This window comes from Klebsiella sp. R390 (genome assembly GCF_051131745.1).
Classification (GTDB): domain Bacteria; phylum Pseudomonadota; class Gammaproteobacteria; order Enterobacterales; family Enterobacteriaceae; genus Klebsiella.
Genome location: NZ_CP180445.1, coordinates 1,179,007 through 1,199,954, shown reverse-complemented (window position 1 = coordinate 1,199,954; position 20,948 = coordinate 1,179,007). Strand labels below are relative to the sequence as shown.

The window sequence follows — 20,948 nt, the reverse complement described above, 5'->3', positions numbered from 1 at the left end:
CCACAGCAGTAGAGAAAACGTTCTCACTGAGGCCGGCGGGTGCTGCCAACACGTCTGCAATTTGAAAGACGACGAGTAAGCCCGAATTGCAGGACGGGTATTGTAATGCTTTGGTCGCGCCCTGACCAGTACGAGCGTTATCACCGCAAGGTGACGGAAAATCCGGTAAACTGAGCAGATTCTGGTTTAAGGATAATCACCATGACAATTCATGCAACAGATGTCGCCATTGTCGGTGGCGGAATGGTGGGCGGCGCCCTGGCGTTGGGGCTGGCGCAACACGGGTTTACAGTGACGGTCATTGAGCCGTCGATACCGCCGGCATTTGACGCTTCAGCAGCGCCGGATGTGCGTATTTCGGCCATCGGTGCCTCGTCGGTCGCGCTGCTCAAAAGCCTCGGCGTCTGGGATGCGATGCGCGCAATGCGCGTGCATGCCTATCGCCGTCTGGAGACCTGGGAGTGGGAATCTGCGCATGTGACGTTTGATGCGGCGGAGCTGAAGCTGCCCGAGCTGGGCTATATGGTTGAAAACAACGTGCTGCAGCTCGCCCTGTGGCAGGCGCTGGAGGCGCATCAGCTGGTCACGCTGCGGGTCGGGTCTGCGTTGCAGGCGATGCAGCGCGAGCCTACGGGCACGACGCTGCGACTGAACGATGGCAGCGAGTGTGCTGCGGCACTGGTGATCGGGGCGGATGGCGCAAATTCTCAGGTACGCCAGCTGGCCGGCATCGGCGTCCAGGCGTGGCAGTATCGGCAATCCTGCATGCTCATCAGCGTACAGTGCGCAAACGACCCCGGAGACAGTACCTGGCAACAGTTTACACCAACGGGACCGCGGGCTTTTCTGCCGCTGTTTGACGACTGGGCGTCGCTGGTGTGGTACGACACGCCAGCGCGTATTCGCCAGCTGCAGACTATGAGTATGCAGCAGCTACAGCTGGAGATTATGCGTCATTTCCCTTCGCGGCTTGGTCAGGTGACACCGCGTAACGCCGGAGCCTTTCCGCTGACCCGCCGCCATGCGATGCAGTATGTTCAGCCGGGACTGGCGCTAGTGGGGGATGCGGCGCACACCATTCATCCGCTGGCAGGGCAGGGCGTTAATCTGGGCTATCGGGACGTCGATGCGCTGTTGGACGTGCTGGCTGAGGCGAAAAGCCACGGCGAGACGTGGGCGGGGGTATCCGTGCTTGAGCGTTATCAGGCGCGACGTCGGGCGGATAATTTAATGATGCAGTCGGGGATGGATCTGTTTTACGCCGGCTTCAGCAACGATCTGCCACCTGTGCGGGTGTTGCGTAATATCGGCCTAATGGCGGCGGCCCGCGCCGGCGTCGTTAAGCGTCGGGCGTTAAAGTATGCGTTAGGTTTGTAATCCCGGGCTCCCGGCTGGCGTTGCGCGCCGTCGGGGGCTATCTAAAATGACCGACAGCAGAAAGCAAAAAAGCCCGCCGAAGCGAGCTTTTTTACTATAAGTGGCTGGGGTACGAGGATTCGAACCTCGGAATGCTGGTATCAGAAACCAGAGCCTTACCGCTTGGCGATACCCCAACGGGTGCGCTCACAGTGTGAACGACTTTTTAAATTGGCTGGGGTACGAGGATTCGAACCTCGGAATGCTGGTATCAGAAACCAGAGCCTTACCGCTTGGCGATACCCCAACAATTTTTTTAGATTTATCGAACTGAATCAATAAATACTTTATATGGTGGCTACGACGGGATTCGAACCTGTGACCCCATCATTATGAGTGATGTGCTCTAACCAGCTGAGCTACGTAGCCAAATACTATCATATTCTTCGATGGCTGGGGTACCTGGATTCGAACCAGGGAATGCCGGTATCAAAAACCGGTGCCTTACCGCTTGGCGATACCCCAATGACCGTCGCGGTGAACCGCAAATATCGAAGAAATATGGCTGGGGTACCTGGATTCGAACCAGGGAATGCCGGTATCAAAAACCGGTGCCTTACCGCTTGGCGATACCCCAACAGAAAATCTTTTACTGCCAGAAGAGGTATCTACAAACTTATTGCCGGTAGCCTTATGGCTATCTTACAACCAGGAGATACCCCATCCGTGCAACGCTTTGGGTGAATGGTGCGGGAGGCGAGACTTGAACTCGCACACCTTGCGGCGCCAGAACCTAAATCTGGTGCGTCTACCAATTTCGCCACTCCCGCAAAAAAGATGGTGGCTACGACGGGATTCGAACCTGTGACCCCATCATTATGAGTGATGTGCTCTAACCAGCTGAGCTACGTAGCCATCTTTTTTCGCGTTACCTTATCGGCGTTGCGGGGCGCATTATGCGTATTGGGCCTGCGAGCGTCAACCCCTTTTTCACGGAAAATCGCCGGAATGTGACTGTTTGGTTAGGTTGCGAACAGCGTGATGCAATAATCGGCAATTATTAGTTATTTCTCGTTTTTTATGCGGAAAAAAACCATAAAAAAAACGGACCCCTGAGGGTCCGTTGTCGCAGTAAAACGCTTATTTGTACGCTGACTGGTGAACGCCGACGGCGCGTCCTGATGGATCGTTCATGGTTTTGAACGCTTCATCCCATTCAATCGCTTTGGCGGAAGAACAGGCCACGGAAGGACCACCAGGCACGCATTCAGCGGCGCTAGGAACCGGGAACAGCTCTTCGAAGATTTCGCGGTACAGGTACGCCTCTTTTGATGACGGCGTGTTGTACGGGAAACGGAAGCTGGCGGTTTCCAGTTGCTGGTCAGTAACCTGTTTCGCTGCGACTTCTTTCAGCGTATCGATCCAGCTGTAACCTACGCCGTCAGAGAACTGCTCTTTCTGGCGCCAGGCGACGCTGGCCGGCAGGTAGGATTCAAAGCATTCACGCAGAATATGCTTTTCCATTTTGCCATTGCCGCACATTTTATCCTGCGGGTTGATGCGCATCGCGACATCAAGGAACTGTTTGTCCAGGAACGGTACGCGGGCTTCCACACCCCAGGCCGACATCGCTTTGTTGGCACGTGCGCAGTCAAACATATGCAGCGACTGGAGTTTACGCACGGTCTCTTCATGCAATTCTTTGGCGTTCGGGGCTTTGTGGAAATAGAGATATCCACCGAACACTTCATCAGAACCTTCGCCGGACAGCACCATTTTGATGCCCATGGCTTTGATTTTACGCGACATCAAATACATCGGCGTGGAAGCGCGGATGGTGGTCACATCATAGGTCTCGATGTGGTAGATAACGTCACGAATGGCATCAAGGCCTTCCTGCACGGTGAAGTGGATCTCGTGGTGTACGGTCCCCAGATGGTTTGCCACTTCCTGCGCGGCTTTCAGGTCCGGTGAGCCCTGCAGGCCGACGGCGAAGGAGTGCAGCTGCGGCCACCAGGCTTCACTGCGTTCCTGATCTTCAACCCGGCGCGCGGCAAATTTTTTGGTAATAGCAGAAATCACCGATGAATCCAGGCCGCCAGACAGCAGTACACCGTAAGGGACGTCGGACATCAGATGGCTTTTGACGGATTCTTCCAGCGCCTGGCGCAGTTCGTTTTTATCGGTGACGTTGTCTTTTACCGCGTCATAGTCAAACCAGTCGCGCTGATAGTACTCACGGATTTCACCGTCTTTGCTCCACAGGTAGCTACCTGCCGGGAACTCTTTAATGGTGCGGCAAACTGGCACCAGCGCTTTCATTTCAGAAGCAACGTAGAAGTTACCGTGTTCGTCGTGGCCCATATACAGCGGAATGATACCGATATGGTCGCGGCCAATCAGGTAGGCGTCCTGCTCACTGTCGTACAGGGCGAAGGCGAACATCCCCTGCAGATCGTCGAGGAATGCCGGGCCTTTCTCCTGATACAGCGCGAGGATCACTTCGCAGTCAGAGCCGGTCTGGAAGGTGTAGCGGTCGCCGTATTCTGCGCGCAGCGCCTGGTGGTTGTAAATTTCACCGTTGACCGCCAGGGCGTGGGTTTTTTGTTGGTTGTACAGCGGCTGAGCGCCGGCGTTCACGTCAACGATAGACAGACGCTCATGGACCAGAATTGCTTTATCACTGGCGTACACACCGGACCAGTCAGGACCGCGGTGGCGCATCAGGCGGGAAAGTTCCAGTGCCTTTTTACGCAGTTCGACCGCGTCAGTTTTAATATCCAGTACGCCGAAAATTGAACACATAACCTTCTCCATTACCCTATCGTGTTGTGATGTTGTGCAGACGTCGTCTTACTGCGATGTCTTAGTGCATGGATAAGAAAATGCCGCAAAGGAGAGAGGGGCGCAAGGGATTTAGGGTCGCTAAAACAAAAAACGCAATGACGATTGTTGAATAGTAAAAAAAGCACATCTTTTGAGCTTGTTTATTGACGAATTCTCAATAGTAAGACGTTTTTATTGGATGGGAGGGGTTTCTGGTGAGTTGTAAATGAAAAACCACGTCCTGAGACGTGGTTTTATTCAGAAAACATCAATTTCGGCGACGGAAGGATAGATCCACGATGGTCGGAACGGCAGGCTGTCGATATCGTCGAGGGTCGAGACGCCGGAGAGCACCAGGATTGTCTCCAGGCCTGCCTGGAACCCCGCCAGGATATCGGTCCGTAAGTTATCGCCGACGATGACCGTCTGCTCGGAATGCGCCTGCATTTTATTCAGCGCAGAGCGGATAATCCACGGGCTCGGTTTGCCCACGTAGAAAGGTTTGCGTCCGGAGATTTTCTCAATACCGGCACAGAGCGCGCCGCAGGCCGGGTAGAAACCGCGCCCGTGCGTATCCGGGTTGGTGGCAATAAAACGTGCGCCATTAGCGACGAAGAAGGCGGCTTTATGCATCATCTCCCAGTTAAAGGAGCGGGTCTCACCGACAATAACAAAGTCCGGATTAACGTCGGTAATGGTGAAGCCGGCTTTATACAGTTCGTGGATCAGCGCGCCTTCTCCGACGACGTAGGCTTTCTTGCCTTCCTGACGACGCAGGAAGTCCGCCGTCGCCATCGCGGAGGTGTAAAAGGCGCTATCCGGTACATCGATCCCGGCGGTGGCGAAACGGTTTGCCAGATCCTGTCCGGTCTGAGAAGGGTAGTTGGTCAACATCACCAACGGCATCCCTTTATCGAGGATACGTTTGATAAATTCAGCCGCGCCCGGTACGGCCACGTTGTCGTGCATCAGCACGCCGTCAATATCACAGATTACGTTTTGAATGGTCATCGACTGTCCGACATCATTAAAAGAAAGGCGAAACTATATAGCCGCATCAGCTTTCCAGCAAACGCTGGAGCAGAATACCGTTGAGCATGGCGCGTTTCACCAGGGCAAAAGCGCCGATGGCAGAACGATGATCCAGCGTGGATCGCACCACCGGCAAGTTTTTACGAAACGCCTTCAACGCCTGCGCATTAATGCAGCCTTCGATCGCGGGTAACAGCACTTTCTCTGCTTCGACAATCTCGCCCGCAATCACCACTTTTTGTGGGTTAAACAGGTTAATCGCAATCGCGATGGTTTTCCCGAGGTGGCGACCGACGTGTTCGACGACTTCACAAGCCAGCGCATCGCCCTTATTGGCGGCTTTGCAGATGGTTTTGATCGAGCAGTCATCGATGGTCAGCCGGCTCTGGTAACCCTGTTCGAGCAGGTGCTGTACGCGGTGCTCAATAGCAGCATTCGCCGCCACGGTTTCCAGGCAGCCGAAATTGCCGCAGTGGCAGCGCTCGCCGAGCGGGTCGACCTGGATATGGCCGATTTCACCAACGTTGCCGTTACGGCCGATAAAAATACGGCCATTGGAGATAATTCCCGCGCCGGTCCCGCGATGAACGCGCACCAGAATTGAGTCTTCGCAGTCCTGGCTTGCACCAAAATAGTGTTCTGCGAGTGCCAGACTACGAATGTCGTGTCCGACAAAACAGGTGACTTTAAAGCGTTTTTCCAGCGCTTCGACCAGCCCCCAGTTCTCGACCGGAATATGCGGCATGTAGCGAATCACACCGCTTTCCGGGTCAACCAGACCGGGAAGAATCACCGAGATGGCGATAAGCTCGCGGATTTTGCGCTGACAGCGTTCAATAAAGGCGGCAATGATGTTGAGCAGGGCGTGCTCCAGGGTTTCCTGGGTGCGCTCCGGCAGCGGGAAGTGCTCTTCTTCCAGCGTCTTACTGCTCAGATCGTACAGGGTCAGGGTGGCGTCATGGCGACCAAGACGTACCCCGATTGCGTGGAAATTACGGGTTTCCGCAATAATAGAGATGGCGCGGCGGCCTCCGGTGGAGGCCTGCTGATCGACTTCTTTGATCAGTCCGCGTTCAATCAGTTGACGCGTGATTTTTGTCACGCTGGCAGGGGCAAGCTGGCTTTGTTCCGCAATCTGAATGCGTGAGATAGGGCCGTGCTGGTCAATAAGCCGGTACACGGCCGCGCTGTTCAGCTGTTTTACGAGATCAACGTTACCAATTTGAGCATGTCCGCCTGCTGTCATACTTTACTTACTCAGTGACGACCTCGTTACCATTAACGATGGTCTTGATGATTTTATAATCGCGGGTAAAGGCGGTCAGGTTAGCGACCATTCCCGGTGCGATGCTGCCGAGCTGCTGTTCTACGCCGATTGCGCGTGCAGGGTAGAGGGTTGCCATTCGCAACACTTCGTCCAGTGCAATACCGCAATGTTCGACGAGGTTCCGGACACCTTCAATCATGGTCAGTGAAGACCCGCTGAGGGTACCGTTTTCATCTACGCACAGCCCATTCCGGTAGTATATTGTTTTACCAGCAAAAATGAACTGCTCAATCTCTGCACCCGCCGGGGCGGTGGCATCGGTAACGAGACACAGCTTGTCGCCTTTAAGGCGTTTTGCATTCCGCACGTTAGCATAATCGACGTGCATGCCGTCGACGATAATACCGCAGTAAACGTCCGGCTCGTCAAAAATCGCGCCCGCCAGGCCTGGTTCACGCCCGGTAATATACGGCATAGCATTATACAGGTGCGTGGCGAAGGTGATGCCAGCGCGGAAGCCTGCTTTTGCCTCTTTCAATGTGGCGTTGGAGTGCCCGGCGGAAACGACGATCCCGGCCGCGACTAACTGACGAATCACTTCGCTGTCGACGCGCTCAGGCGCAAGCGTCACCTTGGTAATCACATCGGCGTTTTCACACAGGAAATCGACCAGCGCCGCATCCGGTTTGCGAACAAAATCCGGGTTGTGCGTGCCTTTCTTCACCATGTTCAGCCACGGGCCTTCGAGGTGCAGGCCCAGCGCCTGGTTCGGATGTTTTTGCAGGTACTCGCGCATCACGCGCACGCCCTGTTTCATCAGGTCGTCGCTGGAGGTGATAAGCGTTGGCAGATAGCTGGTGCAGCCAGAACGTTCGTTGGCTTTTTGCATGATTTCCAGCGTGTCGACAGTGACCGCATCAGGGCTGTCGTTAAACTGCACGCCGCCGCAGCCATTCAGCTGGACGTCGATAAAACCGGGGGCAAGAATGGCGCCATTGACCGAGCGTTGCTCAATCCCAGACGGTAAATCAGCCAGTGAACAGATACGTTCGATAAGGCCATCAGCGATAACAATCGCATGGTCATCCAAAATTTCATGACCGGTATAAATCCGGCCTTGGGTTAATGCATACATTACGACCCCCGGTTCACACACGCTCCTGCCGCTGGCGTCTCCAGGTCTGGCCTGGGGCGCGCGAGGGGAGCGGGCGCATCAAAAAAATGAAATGTCCCGCGGACGTGCCGCAGGACCAGACTACCTTACAGCCCTTTGACGTTTTCGGCTTCTAATTCATTGAAGTATTTCAACGTCTTCACTTTCAGCTCCATGGTGGACGGTTCGTCACAGACCACAACCGCTTTCGGGTGCAGCTGCAGACAGGTGATGGTCCACATATGGTTGACGTTGCCTTCTACCGCCGCCTGCAGCGCCAGCGCTTTCTGATGGCCCAGCACCAGAATCATCACTTCTTCGGCATCCAGCAGAGTACCGACGCCAACGGTCAGGGCGTATTTTGGTACCAGGTCAACGTCGCCGTCGAAGAAGCGGGAGTTTGCCACGCGGGTGTCATGGGTCAGGGTTTTAATGCGGGTACGGGAAGCCAGAGAAGAGGCTGGTTCGTTGAACGCGATATGTCCGTCGTTGCCCACGCCGCCCATAAACAGGTTAATTTTGCCGTAAGAGCGGATTTTTTCTTCATAACGACGGCATTCTGCATCGATATCTGGCGCGTTGCCATTCAGAAGGTTAATGTTTTCCGCAGGAATATCAACGTGATCAAAGAAGTTACGATGCATGAAGCTATGATAGCTTTCCGGGTGCTCTTTCGGCAGACCAACGTATTCGTCCATGTTGAAGGTGACAACATGCTTGAAGCTGACCTGGCCTGATTTGTGCATCTCAACCAGCGCTTTGTAAGCGGTCAGAGGGGTACCACCGGTAGGCAGACCGAGGACAAACGGACGGTCCGCTGTCGGTTTGAACGCATTGATGCGATTAACGATATGGCGAGCGGCCCATTTGCCAACTTGTTCAGCGGTTACCAGGGGGATCAGTCTCATTCTTCACCTCTATAGTTAAATTAGAACCTGGCGGATTGGCGCCAGCATACTATTAAGAGTATTGCAGTCTCTACGCCGACCGGGGTCAATCCGTGTTGATTTTTTGAATGATAAAATAAGTTTTCGAAGTTAGCCAGTCATTGGGAGGGGTTAATACGATATTTGGTGATTATAGTCACAAAAAATACGTAATTAATTTGCGATACGAATTAATTTTCAACACACTTTACCAGTAAGTTAAAAATCTGACCTGGTTACACAATAAAAAAATGGCTTTACACGAGCCTTACGGGGTCTAATAGGGGGAATAAAGTGAGCATTCTAGGCTATTTACAAAAGGTTGGTCGCGCACTGATGGTGCCGGTCGCCACGCTGCCAGCGGCAGCGATCTTAATGGGTGTCGGTTACTGGATTGACCCGGTTAGCTGGGGTGGGGACAACGCACTTGCGGCGCTGTTCATCAAGTCCGGTTCTGCCATCATCGACAACATGTCCGTACTGTTCGCCATTGGTGTGGCTTATGGTATGTCCAAAGATAAAGATGGTGCTGCGGCACTGACCGGTTTTGTGGGCTTCCTCGTGTTGACCACGCTTTGTTCTCCTGCTGCGGTCGCGATGATCCAGAAGATCCCTGCGGACCAGGTTCCTGCTGCTTTCGGTAAAATCAGCAACCAGTTCGTTGGTATTCTTGTCGGTATTATCTCCGCCGAGCTGTATAACCGCTTCAGCGGCGTTGAACTGCCGAAAGCACTGTCGTTCTTCAGCGGTCGCCGTCTCGTGCCGATCCTCACCTCCTTTGTGATGATTGTCGTCGCGTTTATCCTGATGTACATCTGGCCGGTCATTTTTGATGGTCTGGTAAACTTCGGTGAACACATTCAGAAACTCGGCTCTGCTGGCGCAGGTATCTATGCGTTCTTCAACCGTCTGCTGATCCCGGTTGGTCTGCACCACGCGCTGAACTCCGTATTCTGGTTTGACGTTGCCGGTATCAACGATATTCCTAACTTCCTCGGCGGCGCACAGTCTATCGCTGCGGGTAAAGCGGAAATCGGTATCACCGGTCGTTATCAGGCGGGCTTCTTCCCAATCATGATGTTCGGTCTGCCGGGTGCGGCGCTGGCAATTTACCACTGCGCGCGTCCTGAGAATAAAGCGAAAGTGCTGGGTATTATGATGGCGGGTGCATTTGCTGCCTTCTTTACCGGTATCACCGAACCGCTGGAATTCTCCTTCATGTTTGTGGCGCCGGTGCTGTATTTCATCCACGCCGTACTGACGGGGATCTCCGTATTTATCGCGGCGAGCATGCACTGGATTGCCGGTTTCGGCTTCAGCGCCGGTCTGGTGGATATGTTCCTGTCCACCCGTAACCCGCTGGCAACTCACTGGTACATGCTGATCCCTCAGGGTCTGGTGTTCTTCGTGATTTACTACGTGGTGTTCCGCTTCACCATCACTAAATTCAACCTGATGACCCCGGGTCGTGAACTGGCGGTTGCCGGCAGCGAAGCGGATGGTCAGGATGTGAATGTGAGCGGTGATAAAGAGCAGGATGTTGCAGGCCTGGCGCGTCAGTACATTGCCGCCGTCGGCGGTTCTGACAACCTGACCGGTATCGACGCCTGTATCACCCGTCTGCGTCTGAACGTCAAAGACTCCGCATTAGTGAATGAAGCACTGGCGAAAAAACTGGGGGCTTCCGGCGTGATTCGCCTGAACAAAACCAGCGTCCAGATCATCGTAGGCTTCGTCGCCGAAAAAATTGCTAACGCGATGAAGAGCACGGGTCCGGTTGCAGCAGCAGCGGCCACGGCAAGTGCACCCGCAGCGACAGCGGCCGCAAAACCGCAGGCTGTGGCGAATGCTAAAACTATCGAGGCGCTGGTATCGCCAATCACCGGTGACATCGTGGCGCTGGAGCAGGTGCCTGATGAAGCCTTCGCCAGCAAAGCGGTCGGCGACGGTGTGGCGGTGAAACCGACGGATAAAACCGTGGTCGCACCAGCAGCAGGTACCGTGGTTAAGATCTTCAATACCAACCATGCGTTCTGTCTGGAAACCGAAAACGGCGCGGAAATTGTAGTCCATATGGGCATCGATACCGTCGCGCTGGAAGGCAAGGGCTTCAAACGTCTGGTAGAAGAGGGGGCGGAAGTCAAAGCCGGCCAGCCAATTCTGGAAATGGATCTCGACTTCCTGAATGCCAATGCACGCTCAATGATCAGCCCGGTAGTCTGTAGCAACAGCGATGACTACAGCGCGCTGGTGATTCTGGCGACCGGTAAGGTTATCGCCGGCCAGACGCCACTGTATGAGATTAAAGGCAAGTAAGGCTCCTGAGTAGAGTTTATGCCTGAGCGGCGGGGGGAAACCTCCGCCGCTTTTTTTTGCCGCAAATGACCCCATAATCATCTTCAGATAGCGATTTTGCGTAACTAATAGTTGTCACTACGCCCTGCTTGTAAGATCATGTGCCGTTATACGTTGTTTACGCTTTGAGGAACCCACGATGAGTGAGGCAGAAGCCCGCCCGACTAACTTTATTCGTCAGATCATTGATGAAGATCTGGCTACTGGTAAGCACACCACCGTTCACACGCGTTTCCCACCGGAACCGAACGGTTATCTGCACATTGGCCATGCAAAATCTATTTGCCTGAACTTCGGTATTGCTCAGGATTATCAAGGCCAATGCAATCTGCGTTTCGATGACACCAACCCGGTGAAAGAAGATATCGAATACGTTGAGTCGATTAAAAACGACGTGCAGTGGTTAGGTTTCCACTGGTCCGGGGAAGTTTGCTACTCGTCTGATTATTTTGATCAACTGCATCAGTATGCCGTTGAGCTGATTAACAAAGGCCTGGCCTATGTTGACGAACTGTCGGCGGATGAAATTCGCGAGTACCGTGGTTCGCTGAAAGCGCCGGGTAAAAACAGCCCGTACCGCGATCGCAGCGTCGAAGAGAACCTGGCGCTGTTTGAAAAAATGCGTGCCGGTGGTTTTGAAGAGGGTAAAGCCTGCCTGCGTGCGAAAATCGATATGGCCTCGCCGTTTATCGTGATGCGCGATCCGGTGCTGTACCGTATTAAATTCGCCGATCACCACCAGACCGGCAGCAAGTGGTGCATCTACCCGATGTACGACTTTACCCACTGCATCAGCGATGCGCTGGAAGGCATTACTCACTCGCTGTGTACTCTGGAGTTCCAGGACAACCGTCGCCTGTATGACTGGGTGCTGGATAACATCAGTATCCCGGTTCACCCGCGTCAGTATGAATTCTCGCGCCTGAATCTCGAATACACCGTGATGTCTAAGCGTAAGCTGAACCAGCTGGTGACCGAGAAACACGTTGAAGGCTGGGATGACCCGCGTATGCCGACCATTTCTGGTCTGCGTCGTCGTGGCTATACCGCTGAGTCCATCCGCGAGTTCTGCAAGCGCATTGGCGTGACCAAGCAGGACAACACCATTGAGATGGCGTCGCTGGAATCCTGCATCCGTGAAGACCTCAATGAAAACGCTCCGCGTGCGATGGCAGTGATCGATCCGGTTAAACTGGTTATCGAAAACTACCCGCAGGGCAGTAGCGAAATGGTGACGATGCCGAATCATCCGAACAAGCCGGAGATGGGCAGCCGTGACGTTCCGTTCAGCGCCGAGATCTGGATTGACCGCGCTGACTTCCGTGAAGAAGCCAACAAGCAGTACAAGCGTCTGGTGCTGGGCAAAGAAGTGCGCCTGCGCAATGCCTACGTGATCAAAGCCGAGCGCGTAGAGAAGGATGCAGAAGGTACTATCACTACCATCTTCTGTACCTATGATGCCGATACGCTGAGCAAAGATCCTGCCGATGGCCGTAAGGTGAAAGGCGTAATTCACTGGGTGAGCGCAGCACACGCGCTGCCGGTTGAAATCCGTCTTTACGACCGTCTGTTCAGCGTGCCGAACCCGGGCGCAGAGGACGATTTCCTGACGGTTATGAACCCGGAGTCACTGGTGATTAAGCACGGCTTCGCGGAGCCGAGCCTGGCGGATGCACAGGCCAGCAAAGCCTATCAGTTCGAGCGTGAAGGCTATTTCTGCCTCGATAGCCGTTATGCTACCGCTACCCATCTGGTGTTTAACCGCACCGTGGGCCTGCGTGACACCTGGGCGAAAATCGGCGCATAATCCGCGTCGCAGATTGCCATCAAAAACGCCGCGCTGAGCGGCGTTTTTTTTATCTCACCGTAACGACCTCTTCGCCGATAACAGCCGTTCAGACGAAGCCTGACGCATCCAGCCAGCCATTCCCGTCGCTAACTTAATAACCCGGCCCCGACATTTACCGATAGACCAAGAATAATGAGATTAAAGATGAATGAGATAACCGACTGGAGCAGGGTTATTTTACGCATGTCGGTGGTCCCGGTGGCCACATCTGCGGTTTGCGAGGCCACGGCGATAGTAAAGGAGTAGTAGAGAAAATCCCAATAACCCGGCGCGTCGGGCTTTTCCGGGAAAATCATCGGCGTGACCTTATCACTGAGGGTCAGGTAATGTCGGTGAGCGTAGTGCATGGCGAAAGAGCTTGGTAATAAGGTCCAGGAAGCAATCAGCGTGGTTGCCGTCAATACCAGATGCAGTACCCGGGTGCCACCGGTAAGGTCCTTCAGGGTGGAAAGCTCGCTGAGAATGGTAATGATGCTGGCCGAACAGGCCAGTATCATCAGGGTTAATACCAGCGTCGCGCTCTGGTCTTGTATTCTGGCAATACGCGGGATGTCGGTGACGTTGGTTAACAGCATTCTCAACCACATAAACAGCAGATATAGCCACGCCAGTACGTTCCAGCTAATCAACGCGCGCTGAATAGTCCCCAATCCTCGCGGTAGTAAGAAATAGCTTATTAATGCCGCGCACACCGCCAGCAGCAGCCAGAATCGCCCCTGAAAATAGGTCGTTAACTCAAAACGCATGGCTTCAATAACTTTATAAGGCAATGAATAGATTAACTGTAGATCATTGAATTTCGCCGGGAGGAGGGGACGACAAATATTCCCGCTGAAACGATGCGCCAACAAGCAGGGGCAGTAATTTTCGTGATGCGAATTAATCTTGTTTGCAGCTGGTTGAATTTTCCGCCGGGTCTGCCGGCGATGTTGGCGTGAAAAAGCGTTGTAAGCGCTTTCATTTCTTTTTTGTCCTGATTTTGCAAGCACTTCCGCGATAAAAGTATGACGGCTAATATTGTAACAAAAAGAAATAGAATATGTGCGCTTTGTCATAATCTTAAGCTTTGGTCGGCGAAAGAGATTGATAATTCGCGTCACGAAAAATAGTCTATCAATAGTGGTTATGCGGATTTTTACCGCTCCACTTTTTAGCAGTCTTATTTATTTTTTCGCGGTTTGCCCTTGGCACCGCTTTTAAAACGTCAAAGAGGATATGCACATGCGTACGTTTAGTGGCAAACGTAGTACGCTGGCGTTGGCTATTGCCGCCGTCACCGCGATGTCGAGCTGGATCGTTGTTCCGCAGGCCAGCGCAACAGGATTTATTGATGATTCCACATTAACCGGCGGTATCTATTACTGGCAGCGTGAGCGTGACCGTAAAGATGTGACCGACGGCGATAAGTACAAAACTAACCTTTCTCACTCCACCTGGAACGCCAACCTCGACTTCCAGTCTGGTTATGCTGCCGATATGTTCGGTATCGACGTGGCAGCCTTTACCGCCATCGAAATGGCGGAAAGCAGCGAAAGCGGACACCCGAACGAAATTGCCTTCTCTTCACGAAATAAAGCGTATGACGAAGATTACTCTGGCGATAAGAGCGGGATCAGCCTGTATAAGGCCGCGGCGAAATTTAAATACGGCCCGGTATGGGCGCGTGCTGGTTATATCCAGCCAACCGGGCAAACGCTGCTGGCTCCGCACTGGAGCTTTATGCCGGGTACCTACCAGGGTGCTGAAGCCGGGGCCAACTTTGATTACGGCGACGCCGGTGCGCTGAGTTTCTCCTACATGTGGACGAACGAATATAAAGCGCCGTGGCACATTGAGATGGATGAGTTCTATCAGAACGACAAGAAAACCAAAGTCGATTATCTGCACTCACTGGGCGCCAAATACGATTTTAAAAATGACCTCGTGCTGGAAGCGGCGTTTGGTCAGGCTGAAGGCTATATCGACCAGTATTTTGCCAAAGCCAGCTACAAATTTGATATTGCCGGTACGCCGTTAAACACCAGCTACCAGTTCTACGGTACGCGTGACAAAGTCAGCAACGGCGGCAGCAACGATATTTACGACGGCACCGCCTGGCTGCAGGCATTGACCTTCGGTTACAAGGTCGCTGATGTGCTTGACCTGCGTCTGGAAGGGACCTGGGTGAAAGCCGACGGTCAGCAGGGTTACTTCCTGCAGCGTATGACCCCAACCTATGCGTCGTCCAACGGTCGTCTTGATGTGTGGTGGGATAACCGCTCTGACTTCAACGCCAACGGTGAAAAAGCGGTGTTCTTCGGCGCGATGTATGACATGAAAAACTGGAACATGCCGGGCTGGGCGTTTGGCGCGTCATACGTTTACGCATGGGATGCTAAGCCGGGCAGAATGTCCACGCCGGACGCTTATTACAACGCGGATACCCGTCTGAAAGAGTCTGCCTACAGCCTGGATGCCATGTATACCGTCCAGGACGGGCGAGCCAAAGGTACGCTGTTCAAACTGCACTTTACGCAATACGACAACCACTCCGATATCCCGAGCTGGAGCGGTGGTTATGGCAACATCTTCCAGGATGAGCGTGACGTGAAATTCATGGTTATTGCCCCGTTCACTATTTTCTGATGCCGTCGCGGCAGGCCTGAACCTGCCGCAACTCTGAGAGGTTAATGATGAAGAAACTATTGCTCATCGCACTAATGGCATCAGGGCTGGTAGCCTGTACGCAGTCTCCTGCGCCGAAAGAAGATACAAAACTGAAAGATGCCTACAGTGCCTGCATTAATACGGCGGAAGGTAACCCGGACAAAGTCCAGGCCTGCCAGAGCGTGCTGGATGTGCTGAAAGAAGATAAGCAGCATCAGCAGTTCGCCAACCAGGAAAGCGTACGAGTCCTCGATTACCAGCAGTGTATTCTGGCGACCCGCACCGGCAACGATCAGGCGGTTAAGGCGCGTTGCGACCAGATCTGGAAAGAGATCCGCAGCAACAATACCAAACCCTGATAATCTCCCGCCAACTTCGCATAATCAGTGCATAAAAAAAGCCAACCGTCAGGTTGGCTTTTTGCTGTTTGCACGCGGGAAACTTATTTTTCCACCGCGTCGTGTGCATGCTCATCTTCGCGGCAATCGCCTTCTGCACAGTGGCCGTACAGGTACAGGCTGTGGTTGGTCAGACGGATGCCGTGACGGGTAGCGATTTCACGCTGGCGCGCTTCAATAGAGTCATCACTGAACTCGATCACTTTGCCGCAATCGAGGCAGATAAGGTGATCGTGATGATGCTGCTGCGTCAGTTCGAAAACAGATTTACCGCCTTCGAAATTATGGCGGGTAACAATGCCTGCATCATCAAACTGGTTCAGTACGCGGTAAACGGTAGCCAGACCAATTTCTTCACCCATGTCGATCAGGCGTTTGTATAAGTCTTCCGCACTGACGTGATGGTTATCCGGTTCCTGCAAAACTTCCAGGATTTTTAATCGTGGAAGTGTGACTTTCAGGCCAGCCTTCTTTAATGCGGTATTGTTGTCAGTCATGCGGAATCTGTCCTGTTGCTAATCGATCTACTTCCATCAGCGGAAGTAATACAGAGAATCACCCGATGTAATGCGTCTCATTATAGAACTGCCATGTTGAAATGAAAACCGCAAGCATCGTGCCTTGTATGCTGTTAAAAACGAGGTGCCAGTTACAAACTGCGTCACCTGACCTCATCGAATCAGAGGACATTGTACAGATATGTGGTTAAAAGTTAAAAACTTGTAGCTATTAGTTTTATTGCTTTTACCTATCAAAACGGCGAAACCATAAGGTAACGCCGTTTGATCATTATGCGTTTTTGATTTCTTCGAGATGCAGCTCTTCAGAAACCTGCTTCACCCACTGCGAGACACGTTCGTTGGTCAATTCAGGCTGGCGGTCTTCATCGATAGCCAGACCGACGAAGTGGTCGTCATCTGCCAGGCCTTTAGAGGCTTCAAAATGGTAGCCCGCCGTCGGCCAGTGGCCCACGATAGTGGCGCCGCGCGGCTCGATAATGTCGCGAATGGTGCCTAATGCATCACAGAAATATTCTGCATAGTCTTCCTGGTCGCCGCAGCCAAACAGCGCAGCCAGTTTACCGTTGAAGTCGACCTCTTCCAGTGTAGGGAAGAAATCGTCCCAGTCACATTGTGCTTCACCGTAGTACCAGGTAGGAATGCCGAGCAGCAGAATGTCGTAGGCTTCCAGATCTTCTTTGCTGCTCTTGGCAATGTCGTGAACATCAGCAACATCTTTACCAAGCTGCTTCTGAATCATTTTTGCAATATTCTCGGTGTTGCCCGTGTCGCTGCCAAAAAAGATGCCGATGATTGCCATGAGTAAAATAACCTCTTGAAACTTAATAATGTGGTAGTGGCGTAATGCCCGCAGATAACGGCAATCATAGCAGAACAGGCGAGGGCGCGGAAACAGCAATCACGCCCGACTGCACACTCTGCTACATGAAAGCGCTTTTTTGAGGATTTTCAGGCTTTATCCTGGTGATGCAGGGCTGCCAGCTGAGTCATGAGTATCTCTTCGATCAAATCGCTGCGGTTCATATTGCGTGCTTCCGCCAGCTCATTGAGTGCGTCTACTGCCTCCGCGTTGAGTTTTAGCTCAACACGCTTCAGCCCGCGAACTTTATCGCGCTTGAGCTGGTTACGTTTGTTGATGCGCAGCTGTTCATCGCGCGCAAGCGGATTGGTCTTTGGTCTTCCCGGGCGCCGCTCGGTTGCGAACAAATCTAATGTCGTACGGTCCGTTTGTTCTTTTGCCATGATTCTGAGTGACTTCGGGGAAACAGGTTGTCGGGCTATAGCCGACACAGATAGCGCGCCATAATACATCAGGCGAACCGCTGCGCCAACGACCGCGGGCATTCTGCTGCGCGGTCGGGCAGTTTTTAGCCAGTTAGGCCTGTCGCGTGCTCAGATAGCGGCGAATTGCGCGTAAAACGGCCTCCGGTTTCTCGGCATGGACCCAGTGACCGGCTCCGGCAATCACATGGGCCCGCGCCTGCGGGAACTGGGCGAGCAGGGTGTCACGATAGGCATCGGTGACGTAAGGTGAATTCCCGCCTGGGATAAACAGCGCCGGATGCGGCCACGCCGGGATGGGTTCCCAACCCACAATATGCGGGTACTGATCCCATAACACCGGCACGTTAAAGCGCCACTGGCCGTCGACGAAGGATTTCAGCAGGAACTGAATCACACCTTCTTCCTGCAAATGTTCACGCATAACGGCCGCTGCCTGCTGGCGGGTGGTCGCGGCGGCGGCGGTGACGGCATTAATGGCGGCAAAAATTTCGTCGTGGCGCCGCACGTGATAATCCACAGGGGCAATATCGATAGCGACCAGGCCATCAATGCGCCCGGCTGCCACGGCGCTGAGCGCCATCACTGCTTTGCCGCCCATCGAATGACCAATAAACGTGGCTTTCTCAATCTGCCGATCGTCCAGTGTATCGATCAGATCCTGCGCCATTGCCGCGTAGGTCATCTCTGACGAACGTGGGGAAAGCCCATGATTGCGCATATCAACCTGCACAACATCGTGGTCACTGACCAGATCGCGAGCGAGGATCCCGAGGTTGTCGAGACTGCCGAACAGACCGTGGACGAGGATAACAGGAGAATTATTGTGCGGATTTTGTGCAGATTGCGCGCGGCTATTTAATTTCATGGCAAAGTTCTTTTTTTCGCTTCGTCGGGTTAGGGTATTATGTTGGACATTCTGCCATCCGGCTGCAAGACCCAGAGCTATCTGAGTTTTACCGCCATCCTGGTTTGACGCTATTCGCGGTCAGGATTTGTCCTTATAATCCTGACAACTTGTATTCAGAATAAGATATCGCACTGGATTAAGATGAAAACAATTGAAGTTGATGATGATCTCTATCGCTATATTGCCAGCCACACCCAGCATATTGGTGAGAGTGCATCCGACATTTTACGGCGCATGCTGAAATTTTCCGCCGCTTCCCAGACTACCGCACCGATCGCGAAAGCGGTTCCGGCACCGTCAGCGACTCCTGTCGTTGAGGTTAAACCTGCGAACCCGGCGAAAGATAAAGTCCGCGCCATGCGTGAACTGCTGTTATCAGATGAGTACGCCGAACAAAAACGCGCGGTTAACCGTTTTATGTTGATCCTGACGACGCTCTATTCTCTGGATAATAAAGCGTTTTCCGAGGCGACCGAGTCTCTGCACGGACGTACCCGCGTCTACTTTGCCGAAGATTCACGGATCCTGCTGAAAAGCGGCAACCAGACCAAGCCGAAACAGGTTCCGGGTACGCCGTGGTGGGTCATCACCAATACTAATACCGGCCGCAAATGCAGCATGATCGAACACATCATGCAGTCGATGCAGTTCCCTGCGGAATTAATTGAGAAAGTCTGCGGCACGATCTAGTTTTATTCACCTTGCATCAGAAGGATCAGGCAATGGCAATCGATAAGCGTGCGGGGCAACCTGCACAACAGAGTGATTTGATTAACGTCGCTCAGTTGACCGCGCAGTACTATGTACTGAAGCCGGAAGTGGGCAATGCAGAGCATGCAGTGAAGTTCGGGACCTCAGGCCATCGCGGTAGCGCGGCTCGCCATAACTTCAATGAGCAGCACATTCTGGCGATCGCTCAGGCGATTGCGGAAGATCGCGCGAAGAACGGTATCACCGGTCCATGCTACGTTGGTAAAGACACCCACGCGCTCTCTGAACCTGCTTTTATTTCCGTACTGGAAGTGCTGGCGGCGAACGGTGTTGATGTTATCGTGCAGGAAAACAACGGTTTCACCCCGACACCGGCCATTTCCAACGCTATTCTGGTGCACAATAAAAAAGGCGGCCCGCTGGCTGATGGCATCGTGATTACGCCGTCCCACAACCCGCCGGAAGATGGTGGCATCAAATACAATCCGCCAAACGGCGGCCCGGCTGATACCAACGTCACCAAAGTGGTTGAGAATCGTGCCAACGAACTGCTGGCTGCCGGCCTGCAGGGCGTCAAGCGCATCTCTCTCGACGCGGCGCTGGCATCGGGTCATGTGAAAGAGCAGGACCTGGTGCAGCCGTTTATCGAAGGGCTGGCGGATATCGTCGATATGGCGGCAATCCAGAAAGCTGGCTTGAAGCTCGGCGTCGACCCGCTGGGCGGTTCCGGTATCGAATACTGGAAACGCATCGCTGAATTCTACAAGCTTGATCTGACCATCGTTAACGATCACGTCGATCAAACTTTCCGCTTTATGCACCTCGATAAAGACGGCGCGATCCGTATGGACTGCTCCTCTGAGTGCGCAATGGCGGGCCTGCTGGCACTGCGTGATAAGTTCGATCTGGCCTTTGCCAACGATCCGGATTATGACCGCCACGGTATCGTGACGCCGGCTGGCCTGATGAACCCGAACCACTACCTGGCAGTGGCGATCAACTACCTGTTCCAGCACCGTCCGCAGTGGGGACAGGATGTGGCCGTCGGTAAAACGCTGGTCTCTTCAGCGATGATTGACCGGGTGGTAAACGACCTGGGCCGCAAGCTGGTGGAAGTGCCGGTTGGCTTCAAATGGTTTGTTGACGGGCTGTTCGACGGCAGCTTCGGCTTCGGCGGCGAAGAGAGCGCCGGTGCATCGTTCCTGCGCTTTGATGGTACGCCGTGGTCGACCGACAAAGACGGGATCATCATGTGCCTGCTGGCCGCTGAAATCACCGCGGTCACCGGTAAAAACCCGCAGCAGCACTATGACGAACTGGCTGCCCGCTTCGGCGCGCCGAGCTACAACCGTCTGCAGGCATCGGCAACCTCCGCACAGAAAGCGGCGCTGTCGAAACTGTCTCCGGAAATGGTCAGCGCCAGCCAGCTGGCAGGTGACCCGATCACCGCCCGTCTTACTGCGGCACCGGGCAACGGCGCCTCGATTGGTGGTCTGAAAGTGATGACCGACAACGGCTGGTTTGCCGCGCGTCCGTCAGGCACGGAAGATGCCTATAAGATTTACTGCGAGAGCTTCCTTGGCGAAGCCCACCGCAAGCAGATCGAGAAAGAAGCGGTTGAGATCGTCAGCGAAGTGCTGAAAAACGCCTGAGTCAGGTGACAATCTGGCGCATGGGTTAAGCGGCAGATCGTGATAAAAGGGTTCCATGATTTTCA

General features: G+C 53.6%; 17 protein-coding genes and 7 tRNA genes. 7 read left to right on the top strand and 17 right to left on the bottom strand.

Annotated features, from left to right (window positions below; all coding sequences use genetic code 11):
- The first annotated feature begins 201 nt into the window (after positions 1 to 201).
- Positions 202 to 1,377 (top strand): 3-demethoxyubiquinol 3-hydroxylase, encoded by a 1,176-nt coding sequence (gene ubiF, locus ACMYSP_RS05630; protein ID WP_434585909.1) that lies wholly within the window; start codon positions 202 to 204, stop codon positions 1,375 to 1,377.
- A gap of 101 nt (positions 1,378 to 1,478) precedes the next feature.
- Here the strand turns inward: ubiF and ACMYSP_RS05625 are convergent.
- From ACMYSP_RS05625 to nagB, 12 genes are all read right to left on the bottom strand, one after another.
- A tRNA-Gln gene (locus ACMYSP_RS05625) sits at positions 1,479 to 1,553 on the bottom strand.
- A gap of 35 nt (positions 1,554 to 1,588) precedes the next feature.
- A tRNA-Gln gene (locus tag ACMYSP_RS05620) sits at positions 1,589 to 1,663 on the bottom strand.
- A 45-nt stretch (positions 1,664 to 1,708) separates the two neighbouring features.
- Positions 1,709 to 1,785: transfer RNA gene (locus tag ACMYSP_RS05615), tRNA-Met, on the bottom strand.
- A gap of 21 nt (positions 1,786 to 1,806) precedes the next feature.
- Positions 1,807 to 1,881: transfer RNA gene (locus ACMYSP_RS05610), tRNA-Gln, on the bottom strand.
- Between the two features lie 37 nt (positions 1,882 to 1,918).
- Positions 1,919 to 1,993, bottom strand: a tRNA-Gln gene (locus ACMYSP_RS05605).
- A 108-nt stretch (positions 1,994 to 2,101) separates the two neighbouring features.
- Positions 2,102 to 2,186: transfer RNA gene (locus tag ACMYSP_RS05600), tRNA-Leu, on the bottom strand.
- An 8-nt stretch (positions 2,187 to 2,194) separates the two neighbouring features.
- Positions 2,195 to 2,271: transfer RNA gene (locus ACMYSP_RS05595), tRNA-Met, on the bottom strand.
- Between the two features lie 225 nt (positions 2,272 to 2,496).
- Positions 2,497 to 4,161, bottom strand: coding sequence for an asparagine synthase B (gene asnB, locus ACMYSP_RS05590; RefSeq protein WP_123755957.1), 1,665 nt, complete (start codon positions 4,159 to 4,161; stop codon positions 2,497 to 2,499).
- A 279-nt stretch (positions 4,162 to 4,440) separates the two neighbouring features.
- Complete coding sequence (locus ACMYSP_RS05585) at positions 4,441 to 5,193, bottom strand: HAD-IIA family hydrolase (RefSeq protein ID WP_123755958.1); 753 nt, start codon at positions 5,191 to 5,193, stop codon at positions 4,441 to 4,443.
- A gap of 46 nt (positions 5,194 to 5,239) precedes the next feature.
- Positions 5,240 to 6,460 carry a DNA-binding transcriptional regulator NagC gene (nagC, locus tag ACMYSP_RS05580; RefSeq protein ID WP_434585908.1) on the bottom strand — a complete coding sequence of 407 codons (1,221 nt, stop codon included), beginning with the start codon at positions 6,458 to 6,460 and terminating at the stop codon, positions 5,240 to 5,242.
- 7 nt (positions 6,461 to 6,467) lie between these two features.
- The gene (gene nagA, locus ACMYSP_RS05575; protein ID WP_434585907.1) at positions 6,468 to 7,616 is read right to left on the bottom strand and encodes an N-acetylglucosamine-6-phosphate deacetylase; all 1,149 of its coding nucleotides are present in this window, start codon (positions 7,614 to 7,616) and stop codon (positions 6,468 to 6,470) included.
- A 125-nt stretch (positions 7,617 to 7,741) separates the two neighbouring features.
- On the bottom strand, positions 7,742 to 8,542 hold the full coding sequence (gene nagB, locus ACMYSP_RS05570; protein ID WP_123755961.1) for a glucosamine-6-phosphate deaminase: 801 nt from the start codon (positions 8,540 to 8,542) through the stop codon (positions 7,742 to 7,744).
- 312 nt (positions 8,543 to 8,854) lie between these two features.
- Between nagB and nagE the strand changes: the two genes are divergently transcribed.
- Together nagE and glnS are read left to right on the top strand one after the other, a co-directional pair.
- Complete coding sequence (gene nagE, locus ACMYSP_RS05565) at positions 8,855 to 10,876, top strand: N-acetylglucosamine-specific PTS transporter subunit IIBC (protein ID WP_434585906.1); 2,022 nt, start codon at positions 8,855 to 8,857, stop codon at positions 10,874 to 10,876.
- A gap of 178 nt (positions 10,877 to 11,054) precedes the next feature.
- On the top strand, positions 11,055 to 12,722 hold the full coding sequence (glnS, locus tag ACMYSP_RS05560; protein WP_434585905.1) for a glutamine--tRNA ligase: 1,668 nt from the start codon (positions 11,055 to 11,057) through the stop codon (positions 12,720 to 12,722).
- 128 nt (positions 12,723 to 12,850) lie between these two features.
- On the opposite strand, the gene ACMYSP_RS05555 is transcribed toward glnS, so the two are convergent.
- Positions 12,851 to 13,510 carry a DUF1345 domain-containing protein gene (locus ACMYSP_RS05555; RefSeq protein WP_434585904.1) on the bottom strand — a complete coding sequence of 220 codons (660 nt, stop codon included), beginning with the start codon at positions 13,508 to 13,510 and terminating at the stop codon, positions 12,851 to 12,853.
- Positions 13,511 to 13,985: 475 nt separating this feature from the next.
- Here ACMYSP_RS05555 and chiP point away from each other — a divergent pair, with 475 nt between their 5' ends.
- Both chiP and chiQ read left to right on the top strand, forming a co-directional pair.
- Positions 13,986 to 15,389 (top strand): chitoporin ChiP, encoded by a 1,404-nt coding sequence (gene chiP / locus ACMYSP_RS05550; RefSeq protein ID WP_434585903.1) that lies wholly within the window; start codon positions 13,986 to 13,988, stop codon positions 15,387 to 15,389.
- A gap of 47 nt (positions 15,390 to 15,436) precedes the next feature.
- On the top strand, positions 15,437 to 15,769 hold the full coding sequence (gene chiQ, locus ACMYSP_RS05545) for a ChiQ/YbfN family lipoprotein (RefSeq protein ID WP_434587021.1): 333 nt from the start codon (positions 15,437 to 15,439) through the stop codon (positions 15,767 to 15,769).
- An 83-nt stretch (positions 15,770 to 15,852) separates the two neighbouring features.
- Here the strand turns inward: chiQ and fur are convergent, their stop codons facing one another.
- The 4 genes from fur to ybfF all read right to left on the bottom strand — a co-directional run bounded on the left by fur (position 15,853) and on the right by ybfF (position 18,478).
- On the bottom strand, positions 15,853 to 16,305 hold the full coding sequence (fur, locus tag ACMYSP_RS05540) for a ferric iron uptake transcriptional regulator (RefSeq protein WP_123755968.1): 453 nt from the start codon (positions 16,303 to 16,305) through the stop codon (positions 15,853 to 15,855).
- Between the two features lie 292 nt (positions 16,306 to 16,597).
- Positions 16,598 to 17,128 (bottom strand): flavodoxin FldA, encoded by a 531-nt coding sequence (fldA, locus tag ACMYSP_RS05535; protein WP_174508395.1) that lies wholly within the window; start codon positions 17,126 to 17,128, stop codon positions 16,598 to 16,600.
- A 149-nt stretch (positions 17,129 to 17,277) separates the two neighbouring features.
- A complete protein-coding gene (ybfE, locus tag ACMYSP_RS05530; protein ID WP_434585902.1) occupies positions 17,278 to 17,571 on the bottom strand; it encodes a LexA regulated protein in 294 nt (97 codons plus the stop codon).
- Between the two features lie 133 nt (positions 17,572 to 17,704).
- Positions 17,705 to 18,478 carry an esterase gene (gene ybfF / locus ACMYSP_RS05525; protein WP_434585901.1) on the bottom strand — a complete coding sequence of 258 codons (774 nt, stop codon included), beginning with the start codon at positions 18,476 to 18,478 and terminating at the stop codon, positions 17,705 to 17,707.
- A gap of 183 nt (positions 18,479 to 18,661) precedes the next feature.
- Between ybfF and seqA the strand changes: the two genes are divergently transcribed.
- Both seqA and pgm read left to right on the top strand, forming a co-directional pair.
- Positions 18,662 to 19,210, top strand: coding sequence for a replication initiation negative regulator SeqA (gene seqA / locus ACMYSP_RS05520; RefSeq protein ID WP_434585900.1), 549 nt, complete (start codon positions 18,662 to 18,664; stop codon positions 19,208 to 19,210).
- A 32-nt stretch (positions 19,211 to 19,242) separates the two neighbouring features.
- Positions 19,243 to 20,883, top strand: a complete 1,641-nt coding sequence (gene pgm / locus ACMYSP_RS05515) for a phosphoglucomutase (alpha-D-glucose-1,6-bisphosphate-dependent) (RefSeq protein ID WP_434585899.1) — start codon at positions 19,243 to 19,245, stop codon at positions 20,881 to 20,883.
- The last annotated feature ends 65 nt before the right edge of the window (positions 20,884 to 20,948 follow it).